Annotated in this window: 20 protein-coding genes; 16 read left to right on the top strand and 4 right to left on the bottom strand. The window is 67.3% G+C overall.

Annotation, left to right across the window (positions count from 1 at the left end):
- Positions 1 to 63: 63 nt before the first annotated feature.
- The 5 genes from HNO81_RS17345 to HNO81_RS17325 all read left to right on the top strand — a co-directional run bounded on the left by HNO81_RS17345 (position 64) and on the right by HNO81_RS17325 (position 4,960).
- Positions 64 to 690, top strand: coding sequence for a hypothetical protein (locus HNO81_RS17345; protein WP_175319348.1), 627 nt, complete (start codon positions 64 to 66; stop codon positions 688 to 690).
- A gap of 131 nt (positions 691 to 821) precedes the next feature.
- Positions 822 to 3,095 carry an NAD-dependent DNA ligase LigA gene (gene ligA / locus HNO81_RS17340; protein ID WP_371818301.1) on the top strand — a complete coding sequence of 758 codons (2,274 nt, stop codon included), beginning with the start codon at positions 822 to 824 and terminating at the stop codon, positions 3,093 to 3,095.
- Positions 3,092 to 3,901, top strand: coding sequence for an inositol monophosphatase family protein (locus tag HNO81_RS17335; RefSeq protein WP_175319346.1), 810 nt, complete (start codon positions 3,092 to 3,094; stop codon positions 3,899 to 3,901). The genes ligA and HNO81_RS17335 overlap by 4 nt, the downstream gene beginning before the upstream one ends.
- 127 nt (positions 3,902 to 4,028) lie before the next feature.
- Positions 4,029 to 4,532, top strand: coding sequence for a GNAT family N-acetyltransferase (locus HNO81_RS17330; protein ID WP_175319345.1), 504 nt, complete (start codon positions 4,029 to 4,031; stop codon positions 4,530 to 4,532).
- Between the two features lie 47 nt (positions 4,533 to 4,579).
- On the top strand, positions 4,580 to 4,960 hold the full coding sequence (locus HNO81_RS17325) for a RidA family protein (protein ID WP_175319344.1): 381 nt from the start codon (positions 4,580 to 4,582) through the stop codon (positions 4,958 to 4,960).
- A 9-nt stretch (positions 4,961 to 4,969) separates the two neighbouring features.
- Here the strand turns inward: HNO81_RS17325 and HNO81_RS17320 are convergent, their stop codons facing one another.
- Together HNO81_RS17320 and HNO81_RS17315 are read right to left on the bottom strand one after the other, a co-directional pair.
- Positions 4,970 to 5,632 (bottom strand): response regulator, encoded by a 663-nt coding sequence (locus HNO81_RS17320; protein WP_175319343.1) that lies wholly within the window; start codon positions 5,630 to 5,632, stop codon positions 4,970 to 4,972.
- Positions 5,625 to 7,379, bottom strand: a complete 1,755-nt coding sequence (locus HNO81_RS17315; protein WP_175319342.1) for a sensor histidine kinase — start codon at positions 7,377 to 7,379, stop codon at positions 5,625 to 5,627. The genes HNO81_RS17320 and HNO81_RS17315 overlap by 8 nt, the downstream gene beginning before the upstream one ends.
- A gap of 189 nt (positions 7,380 to 7,568) precedes the next feature.
- Here HNO81_RS17315 and HNO81_RS17310 point away from each other — a divergent pair, with 189 nt between their 5' ends.
- From HNO81_RS17310 to HNO81_RS17290, 5 genes are all read left to right on the top strand, one after another.
- A complete protein-coding gene (locus HNO81_RS17310) occupies positions 7,569 to 9,038 on the top strand; it encodes an SLC13 family permease (protein WP_175319341.1) in 1,470 nt (489 codons plus the stop codon).
- A gap of 145 nt (positions 9,039 to 9,183) precedes the next feature.
- Positions 9,184 to 9,480: an Asp-tRNA(Asn)/Glu-tRNA(Gln) amidotransferase subunit GatC gene (gene gatC / locus HNO81_RS17305; protein WP_175319340.1), complete on the top strand. Its 297-nt coding sequence runs from the start codon at positions 9,184 to 9,186 to the stop codon at positions 9,478 to 9,480.
- Between the two features lie 2 nt (positions 9,481 to 9,482).
- Positions 9,483 to 11,048, top strand: coding sequence for an Asp-tRNA(Asn)/Glu-tRNA(Gln) amidotransferase subunit GatA (gatA, locus tag HNO81_RS17300; RefSeq protein ID WP_175319339.1), 1,566 nt, complete (start codon positions 9,483 to 9,485; stop codon positions 11,046 to 11,048).
- Complete coding sequence (gatB, locus tag HNO81_RS17295; protein WP_175319338.1) at positions 11,048 to 12,556, top strand: Asp-tRNA(Asn)/Glu-tRNA(Gln) amidotransferase subunit GatB; 1,509 nt, start codon at positions 11,048 to 11,050, stop codon at positions 12,554 to 12,556. Before gatA ends, gatB begins: the two co-directional genes overlap by 1 nt.
- Positions 12,557 to 12,759: 203 nt before the next feature.
- Positions 12,760 to 13,449 carry a hypothetical protein gene (locus HNO81_RS17290; RefSeq protein ID WP_254703551.1) on the top strand — a complete coding sequence of 230 codons (690 nt, stop codon included), beginning with the start codon at positions 12,760 to 12,762 and terminating at the stop codon, positions 13,447 to 13,449.
- Between the two features lie 21 nt (positions 13,450 to 13,470).
- On the opposite strand, the gene HNO81_RS17285 is transcribed toward HNO81_RS17290, so the two are convergent.
- Positions 13,471 to 14,382, bottom strand: a complete 912-nt coding sequence (locus HNO81_RS17285) for a LysR family transcriptional regulator (protein ID WP_175319337.1) — start codon at positions 14,380 to 14,382, stop codon at positions 13,471 to 13,473.
- Between the two features lie 126 nt (positions 14,383 to 14,508).
- Here HNO81_RS17285 and tdh point away from each other — a divergent pair, with 126 nt between their 5' ends.
- The 6 genes from tdh to HNO81_RS17255 all read left to right on the top strand — a co-directional run bounded on the left by tdh (position 14,509) and on the right by HNO81_RS17255 (position 20,934).
- Positions 14,509 to 15,555, top strand: a complete 1,047-nt coding sequence (tdh, locus tag HNO81_RS17280; RefSeq protein WP_175319336.1) for an L-threonine 3-dehydrogenase — start codon at positions 14,509 to 14,511, stop codon at positions 15,553 to 15,555.
- Between the two features lie 8 nt (positions 15,556 to 15,563).
- The gene (locus HNO81_RS17275; RefSeq protein ID WP_175319335.1) at positions 15,564 to 16,760 is read left to right on the top strand and encodes a glycine C-acetyltransferase; all 1,197 of its coding nucleotides are present in this window, start codon (positions 15,564 to 15,566) and stop codon (positions 16,758 to 16,760) included.
- Positions 16,761 to 16,850: 90 nt separating this feature from the next.
- Complete coding sequence (locus HNO81_RS17270) at positions 16,851 to 17,981, top strand: FAD-binding oxidoreductase (RefSeq protein ID WP_175319334.1); 1,131 nt, start codon at positions 16,851 to 16,853, stop codon at positions 17,979 to 17,981.
- Positions 17,982 to 17,992: 11 nt separating this feature from the next.
- A complete protein-coding gene (gene hutI / locus HNO81_RS17265) occupies positions 17,993 to 19,204 on the top strand; it encodes an imidazolonepropionase (RefSeq protein ID WP_175319333.1) in 1,212 nt (403 codons plus the stop codon).
- A gap of 100 nt (positions 19,205 to 19,304) precedes the next feature.
- Positions 19,305 to 20,093 carry a DeoR/GlpR family DNA-binding transcription regulator gene (locus tag HNO81_RS17260; protein ID WP_175319332.1) on the top strand — a complete coding sequence of 263 codons (789 nt, stop codon included), beginning with the start codon at positions 19,305 to 19,307 and terminating at the stop codon, positions 20,091 to 20,093.
- A gap of 64 nt (positions 20,094 to 20,157) precedes the next feature.
- Entirely contained in the window at positions 20,158 to 20,934 is a 777-nt protein-coding gene (locus HNO81_RS17255; protein ID WP_175319331.1) for a CPBP family intramembrane glutamic endopeptidase, read from the top strand.
- 598 nt (positions 20,935 to 21,532) lie between these two features.
- Here HNO81_RS17255 and HNO81_RS20215 read toward each other — a convergent pair.
- Positions 21,533 to 22,257, bottom strand: a 725-nt coding sequence (locus HNO81_RS20215) for an HNH endonuclease signature motif containing protein (protein WP_254703550.1), incomplete at its 5' end; no start/stop codon positions are given.

The following is a 22,257-nucleotide window of genomic DNA, read 5'->3' as shown; positions in this document are numbered from 1 at the left end:
AGAAGACTACCCGGGACACCACAAAGCCGCGGTGGGGGGGCCTGCGCGCATCGAAAGGTAGCAATGACCCCCTCCACACCGGTCCGCCATGCTGTCCCGGCCACCGCTTCAGCCGCAGTCCTGGCTCTCGCTTTTGGCTTCCTCCCTACAGGCCCGGCACTGGCCGTGACCGCCGATCTCTCGCCCGCGCCGGCGTCGGACACCCAGGCCCCGGCAGACTGCGGACTGGTCTGCCTGCCCATCCTTGCCAGCAGCCCCGACGCCGGCCAGAACGGGCGGCCACGGAAATCCAGGGAACCCGCAGCTCCGCCCGCCCAGCCGGCGCCGCCTGCCGAACCACCAGCCCCCACTTCCCAGCCGGTGCAGCCCCCGCCGGCGCAGGCAGGCACCCAGCCACCCGTTCCGCCTGCCGTCCCCGTCACGGACGAGGCGCCCGCGGAGCCTGTTCCCGAAACTGCTTCCGCCGCCGCGGGATACCGCCCGCCCACCGGACCGTCCAGCGGCAAGGACTGGAACAGCCCCGTGACCCGCAGTCCGGCTCCCACCAGGGCGGCGGCCGTTCGGACGCACGGCGGCGACACGGGAGGACCGGCGGCCGGATCCTTAGCCCTCGGGACCTTGCTGGTGGGTGCCTCCGCCGGGGCCTTCGCCGTGTGGAACCGCAACCGGAACCGGCTCCGGTCCCACTGAGCCTGCGGCCTGCCGCGCCACCGTAGCCCGTCCCTGTCAGGGCTGTAAGGCAAGATAGGTCTGTGAGCACAGGACCAGGACCCGCAGAACAGACCGCCGCCCGGACCACGGCACCGCACGAGCCCGAAGCGATCCCCACCGAAGCCGTCCGCGAGGAATACGACAACCTCGCAGACCTGGTCCGGAAGTACCGGTTCGCGTACTACCAGGAAGACGCCCCACTGGTGACGGACGCAGAGTTTGATGCACTCTTCCGCCGCCTGGAGGAGATCGAGGCCCTGCACCCCGAACTGGTGGCCAACGACTCGCCAACCCAGGAAGTGGGCGGTGAGGTGTCCGCCGCGTTTGCTCCGGTGGAACACCTGCAGCGCATGTACAGCCTGGAGGACGTCTTCTCGCTGGAGGAGCTTGAGGCCTGGCTCAACCGGGCCGAAGCCAGCATCGAAAAAATCCGCGACGGCGGCGTGAAGGCCGCCTGGTTGACCGAACTGAAAATCGACGGCCTGGCAGTCAACCTCCTGTACCGCGACGGCAAGCTGGTGCGGGCAGCCACCCGCGGGGACGGTACCACCGGCGAGGACATCACCCATAACCTCCTCACCATCAAGGAAATCCCGCAGGAACTTCGCGGCACCGGTTTTCCGGCTGAGATGGAAGTCCGCGGCGAGGTCTTCATCCCGTCCAAGGCGTTCGCCGAATTCAATGAGGCCCTGATCGAAGCCGGAAAGGCGCCGCTGGCCAACCCCCGCAACGCCGCAGCAGGTTCGCTGCGGCAAAAGGATCCGGCGGAGACGGCCAAGCGGCCATTGAAGATGTTCGTCCACGGCATCGGTGCCCGTGAAGGGCTTGCCGCCGGCAGCCAGTCGGAAACCTACGGCCTGCTGAAGGAGTGGGGCCTTCCGGTGAGCCCGTACTTCGAGGTGCTGGCGGCCCGGGACGACGTCTTGGGATTCATCAAGCGGTACGGGGACCAGCGCCACAAGCTGCTTCACGAAATCGACGGCATCGTCATCAAGGTGGACGACTTCGCCACCCAGCGGGCCCTGGGGAACACCACCCGCGTGCCCCGGTGGGCCGTGGCGTACAAGTACCCGCCGGAGGAAGTCCACACCAAGCTGCTGGACATCCAGGTCAACGTGGGCCGGACGGGCCGCGTCACGCCCTACGGTGTCATGGAGCCGGTCAAGGTTGCAGGATCCACCGTTGAGATGGCCACGCTGCACAACCAGGACGTGGTCAAAGCCAAGGGCGTCAAGATTGGCGACATCGTCATCCTGCGCAAAGCCGGGGACGTCATACCCGAAATCGTGGGCCCGGTGCTGAACCTCCGGGACCAGCAGGATCCGCCGGTGCGCGACTTCGTCATGCCCACCGAATGCCCCTCCTGCGGAACGCCGCTGGCGCCTGCGAAGGAGGGGGATGTGGACGTCCGCTGCCCCAACGCCAGGTCCTGCCCGTCCCAGCTCCGGGAGCGGGTGTTCCACGTGGCCGGACGCGGTGCCTTCGATATCGAAGCACTGGGCTGGGAAGCGGCCATCGCACTGACCCAGCCCGCCGAACCGGAAACCCCGCCGCTGACCTCCGAAGCCCGCTTGTTCGACCTCACGCCCGAGGACCTGGCCGGTGTCCGGATCCAGCGCGAAAAGAAGAGCAAAGGCGTCCCCACCGGCGAATACGAGCTGGTGCCGTACTTCTTCAGCAAGGGCACGGCCAAGTCGCCGTCCAAGCCCACCGCCACCACCCAGAAACTGTTCAAGGAACTGGAAAAGGCCAAGGCCCAGCCCCTGTGGCGCGTCCTGGTGGCGCTGTCCATCCGCCACGTCGGTCCGCGTGCGTCACGTGCCCTGGCCCAGGCATTCGGCAGCATGGACCGTATCCGCGCCGCATCTGAGGAGGAGCTCGCGCATGTGGACGGCGTTGGCCCCACTATCGCCGCCGCGCTGAAGGAATGGTTTGCCGAGGACTGGCACGTGGAGATTATCGACCGTTGGGCCGCGGCGGGGGTCCGCATGGAGGACGAGCGCGACGAATCCATGCCCCGCACCCTGGAGGGGCTGACCGTGGTGGTCACGGGCTCGCTGCCCAACTTCAGCCGCGACGAGGCCAAGGAAGCCATCCTGCTCCGTGGCGGCAAGGCAGCCGGCTCCGTTTCCAAGAACACCAGTTACGTGGTGGCCGGCGAAAGCGCCGGCAGCAAGCTGGACAAGGCAGAGCAGCTGGGCATCCGCGTCCTGGACGAGGACGGGTTCCGGCAACTGCTCGACGGCGGCCCGGAAGCCGTGGGGGATACCGCAGCAGATGCCGTGGAACCCGGCGGGGATGACGGGGGCAACGAAGAAGCGGCCGTGCCTGCCCCGGCAGGGGAGAGCGCCGTACAGGACAACCCAGCGGGGGAGGGCGCGTGACGTCTGCAACAGAACTGCTGGAGGTGGCCAAGCAGGCCGCCGCGGCAGGTGCGAAAGTCTTGTCCGGCCGCGACGGCAGCGCCCTGGACATCAGCAACAAGGGGGCCGCGGGGGACTGGGTGACGGCCTTCGACCTGGCCGCGGAAAACGCCGTGCGCCGCGTTATCACCGCCGCCCGCCCGGGGGACAGCATCACCGGCGAGGAACAGGGAACCACCCGCCCCGCCAGTCCCACCGGTTACCGCTGGTCCATCGACCCCCTGGACGGCACCACCAACTTCATCCGCAACATCGTCTACTACGCCACCTCCGTGGCTGTCGCCGATGCCGACGGCGCCTGGCAGGCCGGCGTAGTCCACGCGCCTGCCTTGGGGCGCGTGTACTACGCTGCCCGCGGCCAGGGTGCGTGGCTGGAGGAACGCGGCACCCTCACCAGGCTGGAGGGGCCGGTCTCCGGCCGCACGGGGCAGATCCTGGCCACCGGGTTCAGCTACGAGCCCGCCATCCGAGCCCAGCAGGCGGCCGCTTTCGGCACGTTGATGGACGGCTTCGCGGACGTCCGCCGGCTTGGGTCCGCCGCCCTGGACCTGTGCATGGTGGCCGACGGAACCCACGATGCCTACGGTGAGCGGGGACTGAACGAACATGACTTTTCCGCCGGCGCCCTGATTGCGGAGGAGGCCGGCTGCTGGGTGCGCAGGCCGCGCCTGACCAGCCCGCTGGAGGGCGGCCCCACCGACGGTGAGCGCCTGGACGCCTGGACCTGTGCCGCCAGCCTGGAACTGTCCGGCAAGTTTCCGCTCTAGGGCTATCCGGGCAGGGGGGAAGGGAACAGCCGCCATCGCAGGGTCGGGGACGATCCGTTCTGATAGTTCTGTCACGGAAAGTGCCATCCTGACGTGCCGCGGCTGCACCCGCCACTACCATTGACGGGTGCAGCCGCAGATAACCATCCGTCCCGCCGTCGAGGCCGACTTCCCCGCCATTGCCCGGATCACCGGAGCTTCCTATCTTTCGGCAGGCTACTTTGACGACGCGGACCACCCGTACATGGTCAAAATCATGGACGTGGCAGAGCGCGCGGAGCAGGCCACCATTTGGGTGGCGGAGCGCGACGGCGTTGTGGTGGGTTCGGTCACCCTGGCACTGCCGGGGGAACCGTACGCGGACATCGCCCTGCAGGACGAGCTGGAATTCCGGATGCTGGTGGTGGACCCCGCCGTCCAGCGCAGCGGCGCCGGAAAGGCCATGGTGGAGGCCATCCTCAGCTACGCCACCACCCTCCCCGGCATCCGCGCAGTGGCCCTCACCACCGGCCAAACCTGGGAAAGCGCGCACGGGCTGTACCGCAATACCGGCTTCCAGCGGGTGCCCGAACGGGACTGGCTGGTCCCCGGAACCGACATAAAACTGCTGGTTTACCGGCGCGACCTGTAGCAGCCCTACAGTGGTGGCGACCCATTCCAGCTTTGAAAGGCCCACCCATGCGCAAAACCTTCGGCAGCGGATCCGTCTGGGAACAAACCCTCGGCTATTCCCGCGCCGTCCAGGTGGACAACACCCTCTACATCTCCGCCACCGCCGCCAGCGGTGAGGACGGAATCGTGGGGGACGACTTCTACACCCAGACCCAGTACATCCTGCAGAAACTTGGCTCGGTCCTGGCCGACGCCGGCTTCGGCTACGCGGACGTGGTGCAGTCCAAGCTGTACCTGACGGACATCAGCAAGTGGGAAGAAGCCGGCCGGGCCCACGGCGAAGTGTTCGGCGACATCCGGCCCACCCTCTCCCTGGTCCACGTGCTCCCGTTCCTGGACCCCAAGATGCTCGTCGAGATCGAACTGGTGGCGCAGAAGGGCGAGTAGTCTTCCGGCCTAACGCGCCGGCAGGCCGTAGCGGTGCTCCGGCCTGCCGGTGGTGCCGTAGCGGAGCTGGATGTCCACCGCGCCGTCGTCCGCCAGCGAAGACAGGTAGCGCTGCGCGGTGGCGCGGGAAACACCCACCCGGGAGGCCACTTCGGCGGCGGAGTATTGCTCGCCCGGGACCAGCGATTCCAGCACAGCCGCTTCCGTGGCCGAGCGGGGTTTCGACGACGGCGTGACATCTCCCGGAATCAGCGCACGTTTGGCGCGCTCCACGCCCTCCTGGTCCAGCGCCCCGGGCTGGCCCAGGAGGCGCCGGTACCTGGCGTAGGAGCGCAGCTGCTGCGACAGCGACTCCGCCGTGAAGGGTTTGAGCAGGTACCCCAGTGCGCCCCGGCGGAACGCCACCCGGATGGACGCGGCGTCGGAGGCGGCGCTGAGGATGATCGTGTCGACATCCAGCTGCTGCAGCAGGTCCAGCCCGGAGGCGTCCGGAAGGTACACGTCCAAAAGCACCAGGTCCGGCCGCAGGCTGTGGATGGCCTGCAGCGCCAGCGACGCCGTCCCAACAGGGGCCAAAGCCAGGAACCCGGCCACTGAGTCCACATAGGCGGCGTGCAGCTTGGCCACGTGGAAGTCGTCGTCCACGATCAGGACCCGAAAATCGTCAGCCATCCTTATCCTTTCCGGCTGCCCCCAAGGTCTTTGCGGCGGGGTTTCCCGCCGTCGTCTGCGGAAGGGTGGCCATGAACACGGCGCCCGGCCCACCCCTGGATCCGCCGTCCAGCACTTTCACATCGCCACCGCGCCGCCGCGCCAGCTGGCGGGCCAGCGCCAGCCCGAAGCCCTGGCCGCCGCCGGCGCGGACCGGCCCGGCGGCGGTGGTGAAACCTTCGGCAAACACCCCCTCCGGGTCCGTGCCCTCTGCCAGCCCGTCACCCGAGTCCGCCACCACCACATGGAGCGTGCCGCCGTCGTCGCCCGGTTCGTCCAGCACCTCCAGCTCAACCCAGCGGTCCGTCGAGGACCCGGCCACGGCGGCGTTGACGGCGTTGTCGATCAGGTTGCCCAGCACGGTGGTCACATCCTGGGCCTCTGTCACCTGCCCGCGGACCAGGGTCTCCGGCCCAATGCGGAGCGCAACCCCGCGTTCGTCCGCCTCCACACCCTTGGCGCCCACGAAGGCCTGCAGGTAGGGGTCCTGGAGCAGCTCGGCCTGGTCCACCGGGAACTTCAGCGGGCCGGTGGCCGCGAGCCCGGCGAGGTAGTTGCGCGCCTCCCGGTGCTGCCCGATGCCCAGGAAACCGGCGAGGGTGTGCAGCTGGTTGGCGAACTCGTGCCGCTGGGCGCGCAACGCGGTGGACATGGTCCCGACGGCGTCCAGCTGGCGGGTGAGCTCCTGCAGCTCCGTCCGGTCGCGCAGCATGACCACCCAGCCCAGGTCCTCCCGGCGGTGCAGGGCCTTGCGGGCATTTACCACCAGCACCCGGCCGCCCGCCACCAGCTCGAGGGCATCCTGGGCCGAACCGCCGCCACCCACAGCCGGGCCCGCAACCCCGGCGCCGGGGCGCGTCAGGGCTTTCAGCTGTTCCGGGACGGGAGCCTCTTCCCAGCGGGAGCCGGACAGGTCCGGCATACCCAGCAGCCGCTGCGCCGCGGCGTTGAAGACGCTGACCCGGCCGTCGGCACTGACGCCGATTACGCCGTCGTCCACGCCCTGCAGGACCGCCACCTGGTCGTGCACCAGCGTGCTGATCTCTTCCGGCTCCAGGCCCAAAGTGAGGCGCTGCAGGCGGCGGCGCAGCAGGAAGGAGCCCAGGACCCCGGCCAGCAACGCCCCCACGGCCGTCAATGCCACCGGCCCGATATCGCGAGCCACGCTCTGGGCCACGGTTTCCATGGAGTAGCCCACGCTGACCTCGCCCACCACGGTGGCGGTGCCGGGCGCATACACCGGCACCTTCGCGCCGGCCGACGGGCCAAGGGTTCCGGTGTTCCGGGTGGTGATCTCCTGCCCGGACAACGCCTCGGACGGATCGGTGCTCACCTTCTCACCGAGCCGCTGCGGATCGGGGTGGGCCAGCCGGATGCCCGTTTCGTCGGTGATGACCACGAACAGCGCCCCGGTCCGGGTCCGGGCTGCCTCAGCCGACGCCTGCAGCGGCCCGGCCAGGAGCTCGGCCGGAGGGGGAGTTCCGGGCTGGCCGCTGATGGCCAGCACATCGGCGCGGACCTCCGGATCGGACGCAACGGTCCGGGCCAGCGTCAGCGCCTGGTTCTCCGCGTCGCTGCCCACCCGGTCATACGTCAGCCACGCGTGCACAGTGGTGCTCAGCAGCACCACCAGCAGCACCACGGCCAGCTGGAGCAGCAGCGTCTGGGTGGAAAACCGCAGCGGCTGCCGGGGCGCGGAACGCTGCATTCATCCTCCTCGACGGGTGGCGGCGGGCCAGGGTTTCGGTGCCTCAGCACGTGAGCACAATGAGCAAAATGCACCCAATAAGCAGTATGCCAATCAATTGAGCCAAAGGCACTGCCGTGACGTCCGCCACCCTACAGTCTGTAGCACGCGTCACACCGCTGTGCCGCTGTTCACAAGAAGGAGCCGGCTGTGCTGGTAATACTTGGATTCGCCATGATCGCGGTATTCATGGTGCTGATCATGACGAAGAAGTTGACGCCAGTACTGGCGTTGATCATTGTCCCTACTGTTTTTGGCCTGTTCGCCGGCGCCGGCCTGGGCATCGGCGACATGGTGATGGACTCCATGAAGTCCATGACCTCCACCGCGGCCCTGCTGATGTTCGCCATCATCTACTTCGGCCTGATGATCGACGTCGGGCTGTTTGACCCGCTGGTGAAGTTCATCCTCCGCAAGCTGGGCAACGACCCCGCCAAGGTTGTGCTGGGCACCGCCATCCTGGCCGCCGCCGTATCCCTGGACGGCGACGGGTCCACCACCTTCATCCTCACCACCGCCGCGATGCTGCCGGTCTACCTGCGCCTGAAGATGAGCCCCGTGGTCCTCACCTGCGTGGCCGGCCTGGCCAACGGCACCATGAACATCCTCCCGTGGGGCGGCCCCACGGCCCGCGCCGCCACCGCACTGAAGATCGACGTCAACGACGTCTTCGTGCCCATGATCCCGTCCCTCGTGGCCGGCCTGGTGGTCGTCTTCGCCTTTGCCTGGCTGCTGGGCCTGCAGGAACGCAACCGCCTCCGCGCCACTGCCCCCGAAATCTGGGGCGTGCCGGACACGGCAGAAAAGTTCGACGGCGGCACCTCCGCAGGTGCCTCCGGAACCGGCGCGTCCGGCACCGGCCGCAGGGGCAACACCCCCGCTCCCTCCGGTGCAACGCCGGCCGGTGGCTCGGTGGCAGTGCTGGAACGCACCGAAACCCTGGTGGACGAGCACGACTCCGCCATGGCAGACACCGCGCTCGATCCCAACCGCAGCACCCTGCGGCCCAAGCTGTTCTGGTTCAACCTGGCCCTGACCGTCGCCGTCATGGTGGTGCTCGTCGCCAACGTCGTCCCGCTGCCGTTCGTCTTCATGGTGGGTGCCGCGATCGCCCTGCTGGTCAACTTCCCCAAGGTCAAGGACCAGGGCGCCCAGCTGATTGCGCACGCACCCTCCATCGTCGCCGTGGTCAGCATGGTCATGGCCGCCGCCGTCCTCACCGGCGTCCTCAAGGGCACCGGCATGGTGGAAGCCATGTCCGCGTGGCTGGTCCAGATCATCCCCACCTCCATGGGCCCGTTCATGGCCGTCATCACCGGGGTGCTCAGCATCCCCATGACGTTCTTCATGAGCAACGACGCGTTCTACTTCGGCGTCCTGCCGGTCCTCAGCGAAACCGCCGCCCACTACGGTGTCGGTGCCGCCGATATGGCCCGTGCCTCCATCACCGGCCAGCCCTTCCACCTGCAGAGCCCGCTGGTCCCGGCCATCCTGCTGCTGGTCTCGCTGGCCAAGGTGGACCTGGGCGACCACCACAAGAAGGTCCTGTGGCGTACGGCCGTCATCTCCCTGGTGATGCTCGGCGTCGGGATGCTGACTGGAGCCATTGGAATCGGTTAGTCTGTAGCTGCCCGTGCTCCTGTCCCCGAGGCAGGCCGGGTATCGAAGGTGCCCGTCTGACGCCCGCTGGGGGATGTCAGACGGGCATCTGCGTTTCCGCACTAGACTGGATCGGAAAACAATTCGAACTTTGCAGGGGAGATCCATGGCTGCGATCAACCGTGACGACGTCGCGCATCTTGCGCGGCTCGCTCACATCGAGATGAGTGCCGAAGAGCTGGACAGGATGGCCGGCGAGCTCGCCGTCATCGTGGATTCGGTCAAGTCCGTCAGCGAGGCAGCGGGGGACGACGTTCCGGCCACCTCGCACCCCATTCCGCTGACCAACGTGTTCCGCGACGACGTTGTGGGCCACACGTTCACCGCGGAACAGGCACTTTCCGGCGCCCCGGACTCCGACGAAAACCGTTTCAAGGTTCCGGCCATCCTGGATGAGGCATAGACATGACTGAAAAGAACACCAGCGCTGACACCCTGATCCGGCTCTCCGCCGCACAGCTTGCCGAGAAACTGCGCGCCGGCGACGTCACCGCCGTCGAAGCCACCCAGGCACACCTGGACCGCATTTCCGCCGTCGACGGGAAGGTTAACGCCTTCCTGCACGTCAACGCCGAAGAAGCGCTCGCTGTTGCCGCCGAGGTGGACGCCATCCGTGCCGCCGGCGGGGCGGAAGCCGAAGCCCTGCACTACCTGGCCGGCGTCCCCATCGCCGTCAAGGACCTGATCGTCACCATCGGCCAGCCCACCACGGCGGGCTCGAAGATCCTCGAAGGCTGGCACAGCCCGTACGACGCAACCGTCGTCGAGCGCCTGCGTGCGGCAAAGATGCCCATCCTGGGCAAGACCAACCTGGACGAGTTCGCCATGGGCTCCTCCACGGAGCACTCCGCCTACGGCCCCACCCGCAACCCCTGGGACCTGGACCGGATCCCCGGCGGCTCCGGCGGTGGCTCCGCTGCCGCCGTCGCCGCGTTCGAGGCGCCCCTGGCCCTGGGCACGGACACCGGCGGCTCCATCCGCCAGCCCGGTGCCGTCACCGGAACCGTAGGCGTCAAGCCCACGTACGGCAGCGTCTCCCGCTACGGCGCCATCGCCATGGCGTCCTCCCTGGACCAGATCGGCCCCGTCACCCGGACCGTCCTGGACTCCGCGCTCCTGCACCAGGTCATCGGCGGCCACGATCCCCGCGACTCCACCTCGCTGCCCGAGCCCCTGGCGGACCTCGTCGCCGCCGCGAAGACCGGCAACGTGGAGGGGCTGCGGATCGGCATCATCAAGGAACTGCACGGCGAGGGCTACCAGGCCGGCGTCGAAAACCGTTTCAACGATGCCCTGGAGCTGCTCAAGGAAGCCGGTGCGGAGATCGTCGAGGTCTCCTGCCCCAACTTCCAGTACGCCCTGGGCGCCTACTACCTGATCATGCCGTCCGAGGCCTCCTCCAACCTGGCCAAGTTCGACGGCGTCCGGTACGGCCTGCGCGTCCTCCCCGAAGAGGGCCCCATGACCATCGAACGCGTCATGGGCGCCACCCGCGCCGCCGGCTTCGGCGACGAAGTCAAGCGCCGCATCATCTTGGGCACCTACGCGCTGTCCGCCGGCTACTACGACGCCTACTACGGCTCCGCCCAGAAGGTCCGCACGCTGGTCCAGCGGGACTTCGAGGCCGCCTTCGCGCAGGCTGACGTCCTGATCTCGCCCACCGCCCCCACCACGGCGTTCCCGCTCGGGGAAAAACTGGACGACCCGCTGGCGATGTACCTCAACGACGTCGCCACCATCCCGGCCAACCTTGCCGGCGTCCCCGGCCTGTCGCTGCCCGGCGGCCTGGCTGACGAGGACGGCCTGCCCGTGGGCATCCAGCTGCTGGCCCCGGCCCGCGAGGATGCCCGCCTGTACCGGGTGGGTGCGGTCCTCGAATCGCTGCTCGAAGCGAAGTGGGGCGGCCCGCTGCTGGCCCAGGCACCCGACCTGGCCGACGCCGCAACCCTCGAAACCCAGGAGGCAAAATAATGAGCACTGATGATGTCCTGAGCTTCGAAGAGGCCATGGAGAAGTACGATCCCGTCCTGGGGTTCGAGGTCCACGTGGAGCTGAACACCAAGACCAAGATGTTCTCCTCCGCCCCGAACGTCTTCGGCGATGAGCCCAACACCAACGTCAACGAGGTGGACCTGGGCATGCCCGGCGTGCTGCCCGTCGTCAACAAAACGGCCATCGAGTCCTCCATCAAGATCGGCCTGGCGCTCAACTGCAAGATCGCCGAGTCCTGCCGCTTCGCCCGGAAGCAGTACTTCTACCCGGACACCCCCAAGAACTTCCAGACGTCCCAGTACGACGAACCCATCGCGTACGACGGCTACCTGGACGTTGAACTCGAGGACGGCACTGTATTCCGCGTGGAGATCGAGCGCGCGCACATGGAGGAGGACGCCGGGAAGCTGACCCACATGGGCGGCGCCACCGGCCGGATCCAGGGCGCCGACTTCTCGCTGGTGGACTACAACCGTGCCGGTGTTCCGCTGGTGGAAATCGTCACCAAGCCGATCGAAGGCGCAGGGTCCCGTGCACCGGAACTGGCCAAGGCCTACGTGGCGGCCGTCCGGGAGATCGTGAAGAACCTGGGCGTGTCCGACGCGAAGATGGAACGCGGCAACGTCCGCTGCGACGCGAACGTTTCGCTCCGCCCGCACGGCCGCGAACGGTTCGGCATCCGCTCGGAAACCAAGAACGTGAACTCGCTGCGCGCCGTGGAACACGCCGTCCGCTACGAGATCCAGCGCCACGCTGCCGTCCTGGACTCCGGCGAACCGGTGATCCAGGAAACCCGCCACTGGCACGAGGACACCCGGACCACCACCTCCGGCCGCGCCAAGTCCGACGCCGACGACTACCGCTACTTCCCGGAACCGGACCTGGTTCCCGTGGTGGCGTCCCGCGAATGGGTGGAGGAACTCCGCGCCACCCTCCCCGAGCCGCCGGCCGAGCGCCGCAAGCGCCTCAAGGCCGACTGGGGCTACTCCGACCTCGAATTCCGCGACGTCGTCAACGCCGGTGTCCTGGACGAGATCGAGGAAACCATCGCCGCCGGCGCCACCGCATCCGTGGCCCGCAAATGGTGGATGGGCGAAATCGTGGGCCGGGCCAAGGTCGCCGACGTGGATCCCGGCCAGCTGGGCGTCGACGCTGCCACCGTGGTGGAGCTGAGCCGCATGGTTGAAGCGGGCAAGATCAACAACAAGATGGCCTCCCAGGTCCTGGACGGCGTGCTCGCCGGGGAGGGCACTCCGGAGGAGATTGTGCAGAAGCGCGGCCTCGCCGTCGTCTCCGACGACGGACCTCTCCTGGAAGCCATCGACGCCGCACTGGCGGCCCAGCCCGACGTCGCGGACAAGATCCGCGGCGGCAAGGTGCAGGCCATCGGCGCGATTGTTGGCGGGGTCATGAAGGCCACCCGCGGACAGGCCGACGCCGGCCGCGTCCGCGAGCTGATCCTCGAGAAGCTGGGCGTCACCGCTTAGCACTTCCGCCCGGCCGGGCCGCAGTTGTTGCCGTTGTGAACCCTCATCACGGCAATAACTGCGGCCCGGTTGGCTTTAAGTACTCAGCCGGCGGTCAGCGAAACTACCCGTGGCCGCCCGTCCGTGGCGGACCTACACTGGACCCCACAGGGCGCAGATGCCCTGGCAAGCAGTTGCGGCGCAAGCCTGGGGAAGGAACAGCGATGATGGAATCCATGAGGATGCGCAGGGCAGTGCTTGCCGGTGCCGTTGCGGTGGCACTGACCGGGACGGGTGCCGCATTGGCATGGTCCGCCACCGGCGCGCCGGCACCCACGCCCTCACCCTCGTCACAATCCAGGCCTGGCAACCCAGGCGACGCCCCGGGGCCACATAAGCCCGGAAAGCCCCAGCGCGCACAGCCCCTGCACGGCGAGGGTGTGGTCAAGAATCCCGACGGTACGTTCCAGACCAAACTGGAACAACGGGGCACCGTTGAGTCCGTTAGCGACTCAGCCATCACCGTCAAGAGCGAGGACGGCTTCTCGCAGGCTTACGCCATCAACGGCGATACGAAGGTCACCAGGGTTCCGGCAGCGGCCACGAACGGCGCCACCCCAGGCCCCGACACCACCCCGGGTTCCATGCGCGACGACGGCAAGCGGCTCAAGCCCACGGACGGAACCATCGCGGACATCGCTGCCGGGGACACTGTGCGCATCGCCGGCGTCAAGGACGGGGACATCGCCACGGCCACGCGGATCGTGAAGGGCGCCGGCGACGGGCCCGGACTGGGGCTGGGGCGTGGATTGGGACGCGGGCCGGGCCATGTGCCGGGATACGGGCCAGGCCACAACCAGGGGCTCGGACACAAGATGGGGAACGGCAGCAGCCAGGATGAGCAGGACTCGTAGCTTCCGGTATGCCGGCCCTGCTCAGCCCTGTTTCACCAGCCCCGCCATGATGTCCTCCAGTGCCTCGCACACCATCACCACTGCCCGCCGCTTCAGGTTCTCCGGCCTGGCCAGCAGGTCGATCCTGCGGCGGGTGCTGATCCCTTCCAGCGGCCGCAGCACGATGTCCGGGTTCAGGACCGGTCCCGCCGTATACCGGGGCAGCAGCCCCACCACGCCGCCGGCCGCCACCAGGGCCGCCACCGTGGAGTAGTCGTTGATGCGGTGAATGATGTTCGGCTCCCGGCTGGAGACGGCTGCGACGGCGGACAGGACATCGGCGGGGGAGTAGCCGGGGTGGCTGGTCACCCAGGCCTCCGAGCCGACGTCGTCCGCCGTAACTGTCTCCTGCCGGGCCAACGGATGGCCAGCGGGCAGCGCCACGTCCAGGGGCTCATGCGCCAACGGGATCACGGCAACCCGTTCCGCCGGCCAGCGTGGACTGTGGTCCATACGGTGCGCCAGCACCAGGTCGTACCGGGCGGTGAGGGCCGGAAAGTCCTGCTGGGCAACGTCCTCGTCCGATAGTTCAATGCGCGGATGCTCCGGCCGGTCCAGCATCCGGGCCAGCGGCGCGAACAGGGCCTGCCCTGCGCTGTGGAATCCGCTGAGTGTCACCCTGCCTGCGGGGGAACCGTGGTAGGTGCCCAGTGCGCCGCGGGCCTCGGCCATGGCGCTGACCACGGCGGCACCTGCGTCCGCGAGCACCTGACCTGCCTCGGTCAGCACCAGGTTGCGGCCTTCCTTGCGCGTCAGCGGAACGTCCACGGTGCGCTGCAGGTGCGCCAGTTGCTGCGACACCGCGGACGGGGTGACCATGAGCGTATCGGCCACGGCCTTCACACTGCCCAGGGCGCCCAGTTCCCGCAGGATTTCAAGCTGATGAACCTCCATACGTCCACTCTAATCATTAGCAAGTGCTACATCGTCGATTGAGAAAATCCCTGTTGTGCTAAAGCGTTGGCAGGGCTTCAATGGGGACGTACCCCACAGATCCCACGCCAAGCAGTAAGGACGCCAATGAAGGCCCTGTACAAAGCCGGTCCCCACGCCGGTTTCGAGCTCGTCGAACGGCCCGAACCCGAAGCCGGCCCCGCTGACGTCAAGATCCGTGTCATGACCACCGGAATCTGCGGCACCGACCTGCACATCCAATCCTGGGATTCCTGGGCGCAGGGGATCATCGAAGCTCCCTTGATCGCCGGGCACGAGTTCTACGGCGAAGTGGTGGAAGTGGGCGAGGACGTCCGCGAGGTCAAGGTAGGGGACAGGGTCTCCGGCGAAGGCCACGTAGTGTGCGGCATCTGCCGGAACTGCCGGGCCGGACGCCGCCAAATGTGCATCCACACGGTCAGCGTGGGCGTCCAGCGTGACGGTGCCTTCGCCGAGTACGTCGTGATCCCCGAAACCAACGTCTGGGTCCACCACGATCCCTCCGTCACACCCGAACTCGGTGCCATCTTCGACCCCTTCGGAAACGCCGTCCACACGGCCCTCAGCTTCCCGCTGGTGGGCGAGGACGTGCTCATCACCGGCGCTGGCCCCATCGGACTCATGGCCATTGCCGTGGCCCGCCACGCCGGGGCACGCAAGATCGCCATCACCGACGTTTCCCGGCCGCGGCTTGACCTGGCGCGGCAGCTCGGCGCCGACCTTGCCATCGACGTCTCCACCACCCGGGTGCGTGATGCCCAGCGCGAGCTGGGCATGCGCGAGGGTTTCGACGTCGGAATGGAAATGTCAGGCCATCCCTCCGCCCTGCCTGAGATGATCGACAACATGAACCACGGCGGCCGGATCGCCATGCTGGGCCTGCCCAGCCAGGAGATCACCATCGACTGGGGCAAGGTGGTCACCCACATGCTCACGCTCAAGGGCATCTACGGCCGCGAAATGTACGAAACCTGGTACGCCATGAGCGCCATGCTCTCCTCCAACCCGGTCCTGCACGCGGGTATCTCCGCCGTGGTGACGGACACGCTGCCCGCCACGGACTGGGAAAAAGGCTTCAATATTGCCCGCAGCGGCGTGGGCGGCAAAGTAGTCCTCGACTGGACCCGACTGTAAGGAACCCCATGTTCACCTCCATCAAGGATCAGCTGCGCGAAGAGCTGGACGAGATCCGCACCGCCGGCCTGTACAAGACCGAGCGCAGCATCAGCTCACCGCAGTCCAGCCACATCACGGCCGGGCAGATCGGCGGTCCCGGCGCGGATGTGCTGAACTTCTGCGCCAACAACTACCTGGGCCTGGCCGACCACCAGGACATCATCAGCACCGCCAAGGCCGCCATGGACGAGCGTGGCTTTGGCATGGCCAGCGTCCGGTTCATCTGCGGCACCCAGGACCTGCACCTGGAACTGGAAGCCAAGGTCTCCGCGTTCCTGGGCACCGAGGACACCATCTTGTTCTCGAGCTGCTTCGATGCCAACGGCGGCGTGTTCGAGTCCCTGCTGGGACCGGACGACGCCGTGATCTCCGATGCGCTCAACCACGCCTCCATCATCGACGGGATCCGCCTCTGCAAGGCCCGCCGCTACCGCTACGCCAACCAGGACATGGCCGAACTCGAAGCCCGCCTGCAGGAAGCACAGGGCGCCCGCCGGACACTGATCGTCACCGACGGGGTCTTCTCCATGGATGGCTTCCTCGCCCCGCTTGAAGCCATCTGCGACCTCGCCGAACAGTACGGCGCCGTGGTCATGGTGGACGATTCCCACGCAGTGGGCTTCATGGGCGCCACTGGGGCCGGGACGCCCGAGCACGCCGGCGTCTCCGACCGGGTGGACATCTACACTGGCACCTTCGGCAAGGCCCTGGGCGGAGCATCCGGCGGCTACGTCTCCGGACGCAGCGAGATCGTGGCCATGCTGCGCCAGAAGGCCCGGCCCTACCTGTTCTCCAATTCCCTGGCTCCCGCCATCGTGGCCGCCACCCTCAAAGCGCTGGACCTGGTGCAGAACTCGGCCGACCTCCGCCGCCGCCTGTTCGAGAACGCCGAACTGTTCCGCCGCCGCATGACCGAGGAAGGCTTCGACCTGCTCCCCGGCGAGCACGCCATTGTCCCGGTCATGTTCGGCGACGCCGTCATGGCGGCCAAGGTGGCGGACCGGATGCTGCAGCACGGTGTCTTCGTGACCGCCTTCAGCTTCCCGGTGGTTCCGCGCGGTGCCGCCAGGATCCGGGTGCAGCTTTCAGCCGCACATTCAGCGGATGACGTCGAAGCATGCGTGCGTGCCTTCGTCGCCAGCCGTGCCGAGGCGGCAGCCTGACAGGGCTGCTCCTGAAGCGCTGTACCGCAGTAACGCTGGGCCTCAGCAAAACAGGGCCCCGGGACCGGCAATCTCTGTCAGGATGGACCAATGGCAGCACACTACGATGTCCTGATTGTGGGCGGCGGCATCGCCGGCCTGTCCCTTGCGTCTGAACTCTCCGGCCGCTGCAGCGTTGCACTGGTGGAGGCGGAGCAGGAGTTGGCGTACCACACGTCCTCCCGCTCCGCCCGCCAGCTGATTCCCAGCTACGGGCCTCCCGTGGTGCAGGAACTCACCGTCCGCACCCTGGAACTGCTGGCAGCCCGCGACGCGGAAGCGACGGAAGCGGTCCTCACGCCGCGCAGCTTCATGCTGGTGGGCTCTGCGGAGGACGTTGCCGCGGAGGCCAGCGGACACATGCAGCCCATCACGGTGGACCGGGCCCTGGAACTGTGTTCGGCCCTGAAGCCGGGAACCTTCGAGGCAGCCGGCCTGGACATCGGCTCCTTTGGCTGCAACGCACCCCTGTTGCTGGAGCGCCACCGCAAGCGGGCGCTCGCCGCCGGAGCCGACATCATCACCGGCGCCCGCGTCCATTCAGCACAGCGGGTGGGTTCCGGCTGGCAGGTGGGTGCCGGCGCCGAGGGCTTTGAAGCCGCGGTCGTGGTCAATGCGGCAGGTGCCTGGGCGGACGAGCTGGCGGTGCTCAGCGGCGTCGAGAAGCTGGGCCTCCAGCCGTACCGGCGCACTGCGGCGATTGCCGCCGTCGACCATTCCTTGCCGGCTGCCACCCCTATGGTGGCCGCGGCTGACAATACGTTCTATTTCCGTCCCGACGGCCAGGACGTGCTGATTTCCCCTTCGGAGACGGTGCCCAGCGGGCCCGAGGATGCCCGGCCGCATCCAGGTGATGTGGAGCGCCTGGTGGAGAAGCTCAATGCGTTCACCAGCCTGGGGATCACCGGGGTGCGCCGGGCCTGGACGGGCCTGCGCACCGAAGCCGCGGACGGCGTGCCGGTGGCCGGGTTTGACGCAGAAGCGGCCGGGTTCTACTGGCTCGCAGGCCAGGGCGGTTACGGATTCCAGACGTCGGCCGCCCTGGCGGAGTTCGCCGCCGGGCAGATCCTTGCCGGGCTGGGCGCATCCGGCGCCGCTGCACCGGCCCCAGCGGCCGTGGACGGTCCGGAATCCCGGACAGCGCAGGCCCTGGCGGCCACGCGCTGGTCCATCAGACGCTGAAGAATGAATCCATGAGCACCTTGATCACCAACATCGCCGAGCTGATGACGCAGGACCTGGAACACCGGGTTCTGAAGGACGCAGCGGTGGTCATCGACGGTGAACGGATCGCCTGGATCGGGGCGTCGGCCGACGCTCCGGCAGCGGATGACGCCGTCGACGCCGGCGGCCGGGCCATGTTGCCGGGATGGGTGGACTCCCACAGCCACCTGTTGTTCGCGGGCGACCGCACCGCCGAATTCGAAGCCCGGATGGCGGGGGAGGCGTACGCCGCCGGCGGCATCGCCGTCACTATGAACGCCACGCGCGCCACGTCAGACTTCGATCTCACCCGCCTGGCCATGGGGCGGGTGGCCGAGGCCGTCTCGCAGGGCACCACTTACCTGGAAACCAAGACCGGCTACGGCCTGGACGTAGAGCACGAGGCCAGGAGTGCGCGTATTGCCTCCACCATCGCGGACCAGGTGACCTATCTCGGCGCACACCTGGTTCCCGCCGGGCAGGACCCGGAGGAATATACCGACCTGGTCTGCGGACCGATGCTCGCCGCGGTCCGGCCCTACGTCCAGTGGGCAGATGTCTTCTGCGAAGAGGGCGCCTTCAACGCCGAACAATCCCGGCGCGTGCTGGTGGCCTGCCGCGAGGCCGGCCTGGGCCTGAGGGTGCACGGCAACCAGCTGGGCGAGGGCCCCGGCGTACATCTTGCAGTGGAGCTTGGCGCGGCCAGCGTGGACCACGTCAATTACCTTGCCGCGCAGGATGTGAAAGCGCTGGCTGCGTCCTGGTCGGGCTGGGACCCTGCCGAGGGGACGGGGGAGCGGGGCACTGTTGCCACCTGCCTTCCTGCCTGCGACCTATCCACCCGCCAGCCGTTGGCCCCCGCCCGCGAACTCCTCGACGCCGGTGTGCAGGTGGCCTTGGCATCCAACTGCAATCCGGGCACGTCCTACACCAGCTCCATGGCTTTCTGCGTGACGACGGCCGTGCTCCAGATGCGCCTCAGTGTGCACGAGGCTGTCCGTGCCGCCACCTACGGCGGCGCGATGGCGTTGCACCAGGAAGCCGGGCGGGATGCCGACGGCGAACGCGCCGTGGGGTCCATCGCCGTCGGGCACCGGGCCGACCTGCACTTACTGAACGCACCGTCCGCGACGCATCTTGCCTACCGGCCGGGGATGCCGCTGACGTACGCTGTCTGGCGGGCCGGAGAGCGGAAACGCTGACACAAGGCGTTCACTTTGATTGTTCCTGACTGTTTCCATATGGTTATTGTCAGGAAACGTCATCAGGAGAGATGGCTGATGTATCGAAAGGCACGCCATCATGACGCGCACCGACCGGCTGACGGCGATTCTTGACCTGCTGGCCAAGACGGGGCAGGTGGAAGTTGACGAGATCGTCAGCACGCTCAACGTTTCCCCGGCCACAGCCCGCCGCGACCTGGACAGCCTTGCCAAGCGCCGGCTGCTGACACGAACCCGCGGTGGCGCCACCACCGGTGCCCTCGCGTACGACCTGCCCGGACGCTACAACCGCGATGACCACGCCGAGGCCAAGGAACAGATCGCGCAGTGCGCGTCCGCCCTGATCCGCCCGGGCGCTGTCATCGGCCTCTGTGGGGGCACCACCAGCACCGCGCTGGCACAGATCCTGGCAACCCGGGAAGACCTGAACGCGCCCTCCAATCAGCCCACCCTCACCGTAGTGACGAATGCCATCAACATTGCCGGCCAACTGGCTGTCCGGCCCAACATCAAGGTGATGGTGACCGGGGGCATCCTGAACCCGCGGTCGTACGAGCTCGTGGGCCCTTACACGGACATCATCATGCAGAAGGTGGTGCTGGACATCGCCTTCATCGGTGTCAACGGCATCGACCCTGAGGTGGGGCCAACCAACACGGGGGAGGGCGAGGCCTCGGTCAATGCCCTGCTCGCTTCCAGGGCCAGGGTGTCTTATGTCCTGGCGGATTCATCCAAGGTCGGCGTGCGCGCCTTTGCCACGATGGACGGGTACCACTTCAACCGCTTGATCACCGACTCCGGAATCTCTGCGCGCGACAAGGCTGCCTTTGAAGCGAACGGTACGGAAGTGATTGTCGCTCCCGCCTGATTCTTTCCGGGGCCGGGCGGGGTTCCGTCAGGCAGGATCCAGAAACTGAAGGCAAGATGGGAACATGCTGGTTCCCTCCCGCCGTCGACTGCGGCTCGAAGTCTGGATCGTCCTTGGCCTGTCCCTGGGCCAGTCGGCTGTCTACTCCGTGGTGCAGCTGCTCGACAAGATGACCCGCGCGCCCCTGGCCGAGGGCACCTCCACCCTGAACCGGTCGCAGAGCACGCGGGAGTATTTCGACCTCACGTACCAGCTGCTGGACATCATCTTTGCGCTGGTTCCTGTTCTGCTGGTGCTCTACTTCCTCACGGACCAGCGGCAAGCTGCGCCGGGTGAAGGTAGTTTCGGTTCCGCATTCCGCAAGCTGGGGTTCGATTTCGCCCGCCCCGGAAAGGACCTCCTGCAGGGCCTGGGGCTTGCCGCGCTGATCGGTCTCCCTTCCCTCGGGCTCTACGCGGCGGGCAGGGCCCTCGGCATCACTACTGCCATCATTCCCAGTGCCCTGGACGCATACTGGTGGACCGTGCCCGTCCTCATTCTGTCGGCCATGCGTCACGCGGTGCTCGAGGAGGTCATTGTGGTGGGCTACCTCCTGGACCGCTTCGGCAAGTTCGGCTGGAGCATGCCGCTTGCCATCGGCGTCAGCTCGCTGCTGCGCGGCAGCTACCACCTTTACCAGGGCTTCGGCCCCTTTATTGGAAACGCCGTCATGGGGGTGGTCTTCGCCTGGCTCTACACCCGCACCAAGCGGGTCATGCCGCTGGTCATCGCCCATGCGCTGCTGGATATCGTGGCCTTCGTCGGCTTCAGCCTCTTCGGTAAGGCCGTGGGGCTGGGGTAGCTCCGCGGTGGAAGGTCGCTGAGCCAACGCTCCCGGACTTGCTGAACGATGGTCCAGGACGGACTGCCGGTCGAGCATGGATTTCTGTTGATTCCTCAAACGTGATCGTGGATTGTTGCAGCATGGACCTCGGTTTGCGGGCTGTATTGGCATCAGCGGGTGTAATCGTGGCGTTGGGCGGATCTTTCCTTGGCGGACGAGTGTGGAGCATTCATCAACAGACTTCCGACTGGGTCCTCTGGCCAAAAGAGGTTCCTTCCAAAGTCCAGTTCGCCGGGAGGGAGTACAACTGCGGTCCCCGCCCAGAGCCGGTGCGGACCGACTTTTCAAACCTGACAGCCCAAGGCACTACAGCAGGGGGAGCCGAAATCCTCGCATTGGCCTCCACGGATGAAGACCGCGTATTCATCGTCGTGAAGGCGGCTGATGGAAGCGTCGGCTGTGGCCTGATGGGCGGCCCCTAATTCCAGTTCTTCCTGGCCGTCGCCGACCTGAACGCCAGATCATGCCTTTTGGTTAAGTACGGACCTTGACGGGCCCAGGCTGGGGTGCCATAACCGGACCGGACCCTTACTGTTGGAGCGCTGCGCTCCTGCCGTCACATGCCCAGCAGCAGCTGCCAGTCCGCCTGTGGGTCAGCGGGCAGGCTGCACGACGCTGCGTAGAACCCATCCCACAGGGGATCAGCAGGACCAAGCTCGGCCGGATCCAGCATGTTGCTTCCTGGCGGTTCTTCGACAGGAGGATCAGGCCATGGCGGCATTGATGCGAGGAACTCCTGCCACATCGGATCTTCCGATAGGTGCAACCCTGGCCATGGTGGCGCCGAGACAGGCGGAGCAGTGTCGTTAAGTCGAGCAGTGTCATCAAGTCGAGCCCTGGATCCGGGCCGTGCTGCTGCTTCGACGGGCGTCACAGCAGCATCCATCGGCAGGATTCCCGGTGGCCAGTGGGTTGGTGTGGGGTCGGGGTGTTCGGGTTTGTAGTGGCGTCCTGTGGGTGAGGTCCAGCCGGGTGGTTCGTTGTGGGTGGCGGGGTCGGGTGTCCATCGGGTGTGGTGTTTGAGGCGGTGGTGTTTGGGGCAGAGCTGTGCGAGGTTACTGATTCCGGTGGTGCCGCCGTGGTTCCAGGCGGTGAGGTGGTCGGTGTCGTTGTCGGGGGTGTGGTTGGTGCAGCCGGGGAACGTGCATGTGGTGTCGCGCAGGCGGATCCAGCGTTTGATGGTTTCGGGGAGTCGGTAGTTTTTGCGGCCGATTTCCAGGGGCGCTCCGTCGCGGGGGTCGACGAGGACCCGGTAGAAGGAGTCGGCCCCGTCCGCGACGA

Source organism: Pseudarthrobacter sp. C4D7 (assembly GCF_013359725.1).
Taxonomy (GTDB): Bacteria; Actinomycetota; Actinomycetes; order Actinomycetales; family Micrococcaceae; genus Arthrobacter.
This window is presented reverse-complemented; position numbering and strand designations above follow the sequence as displayed.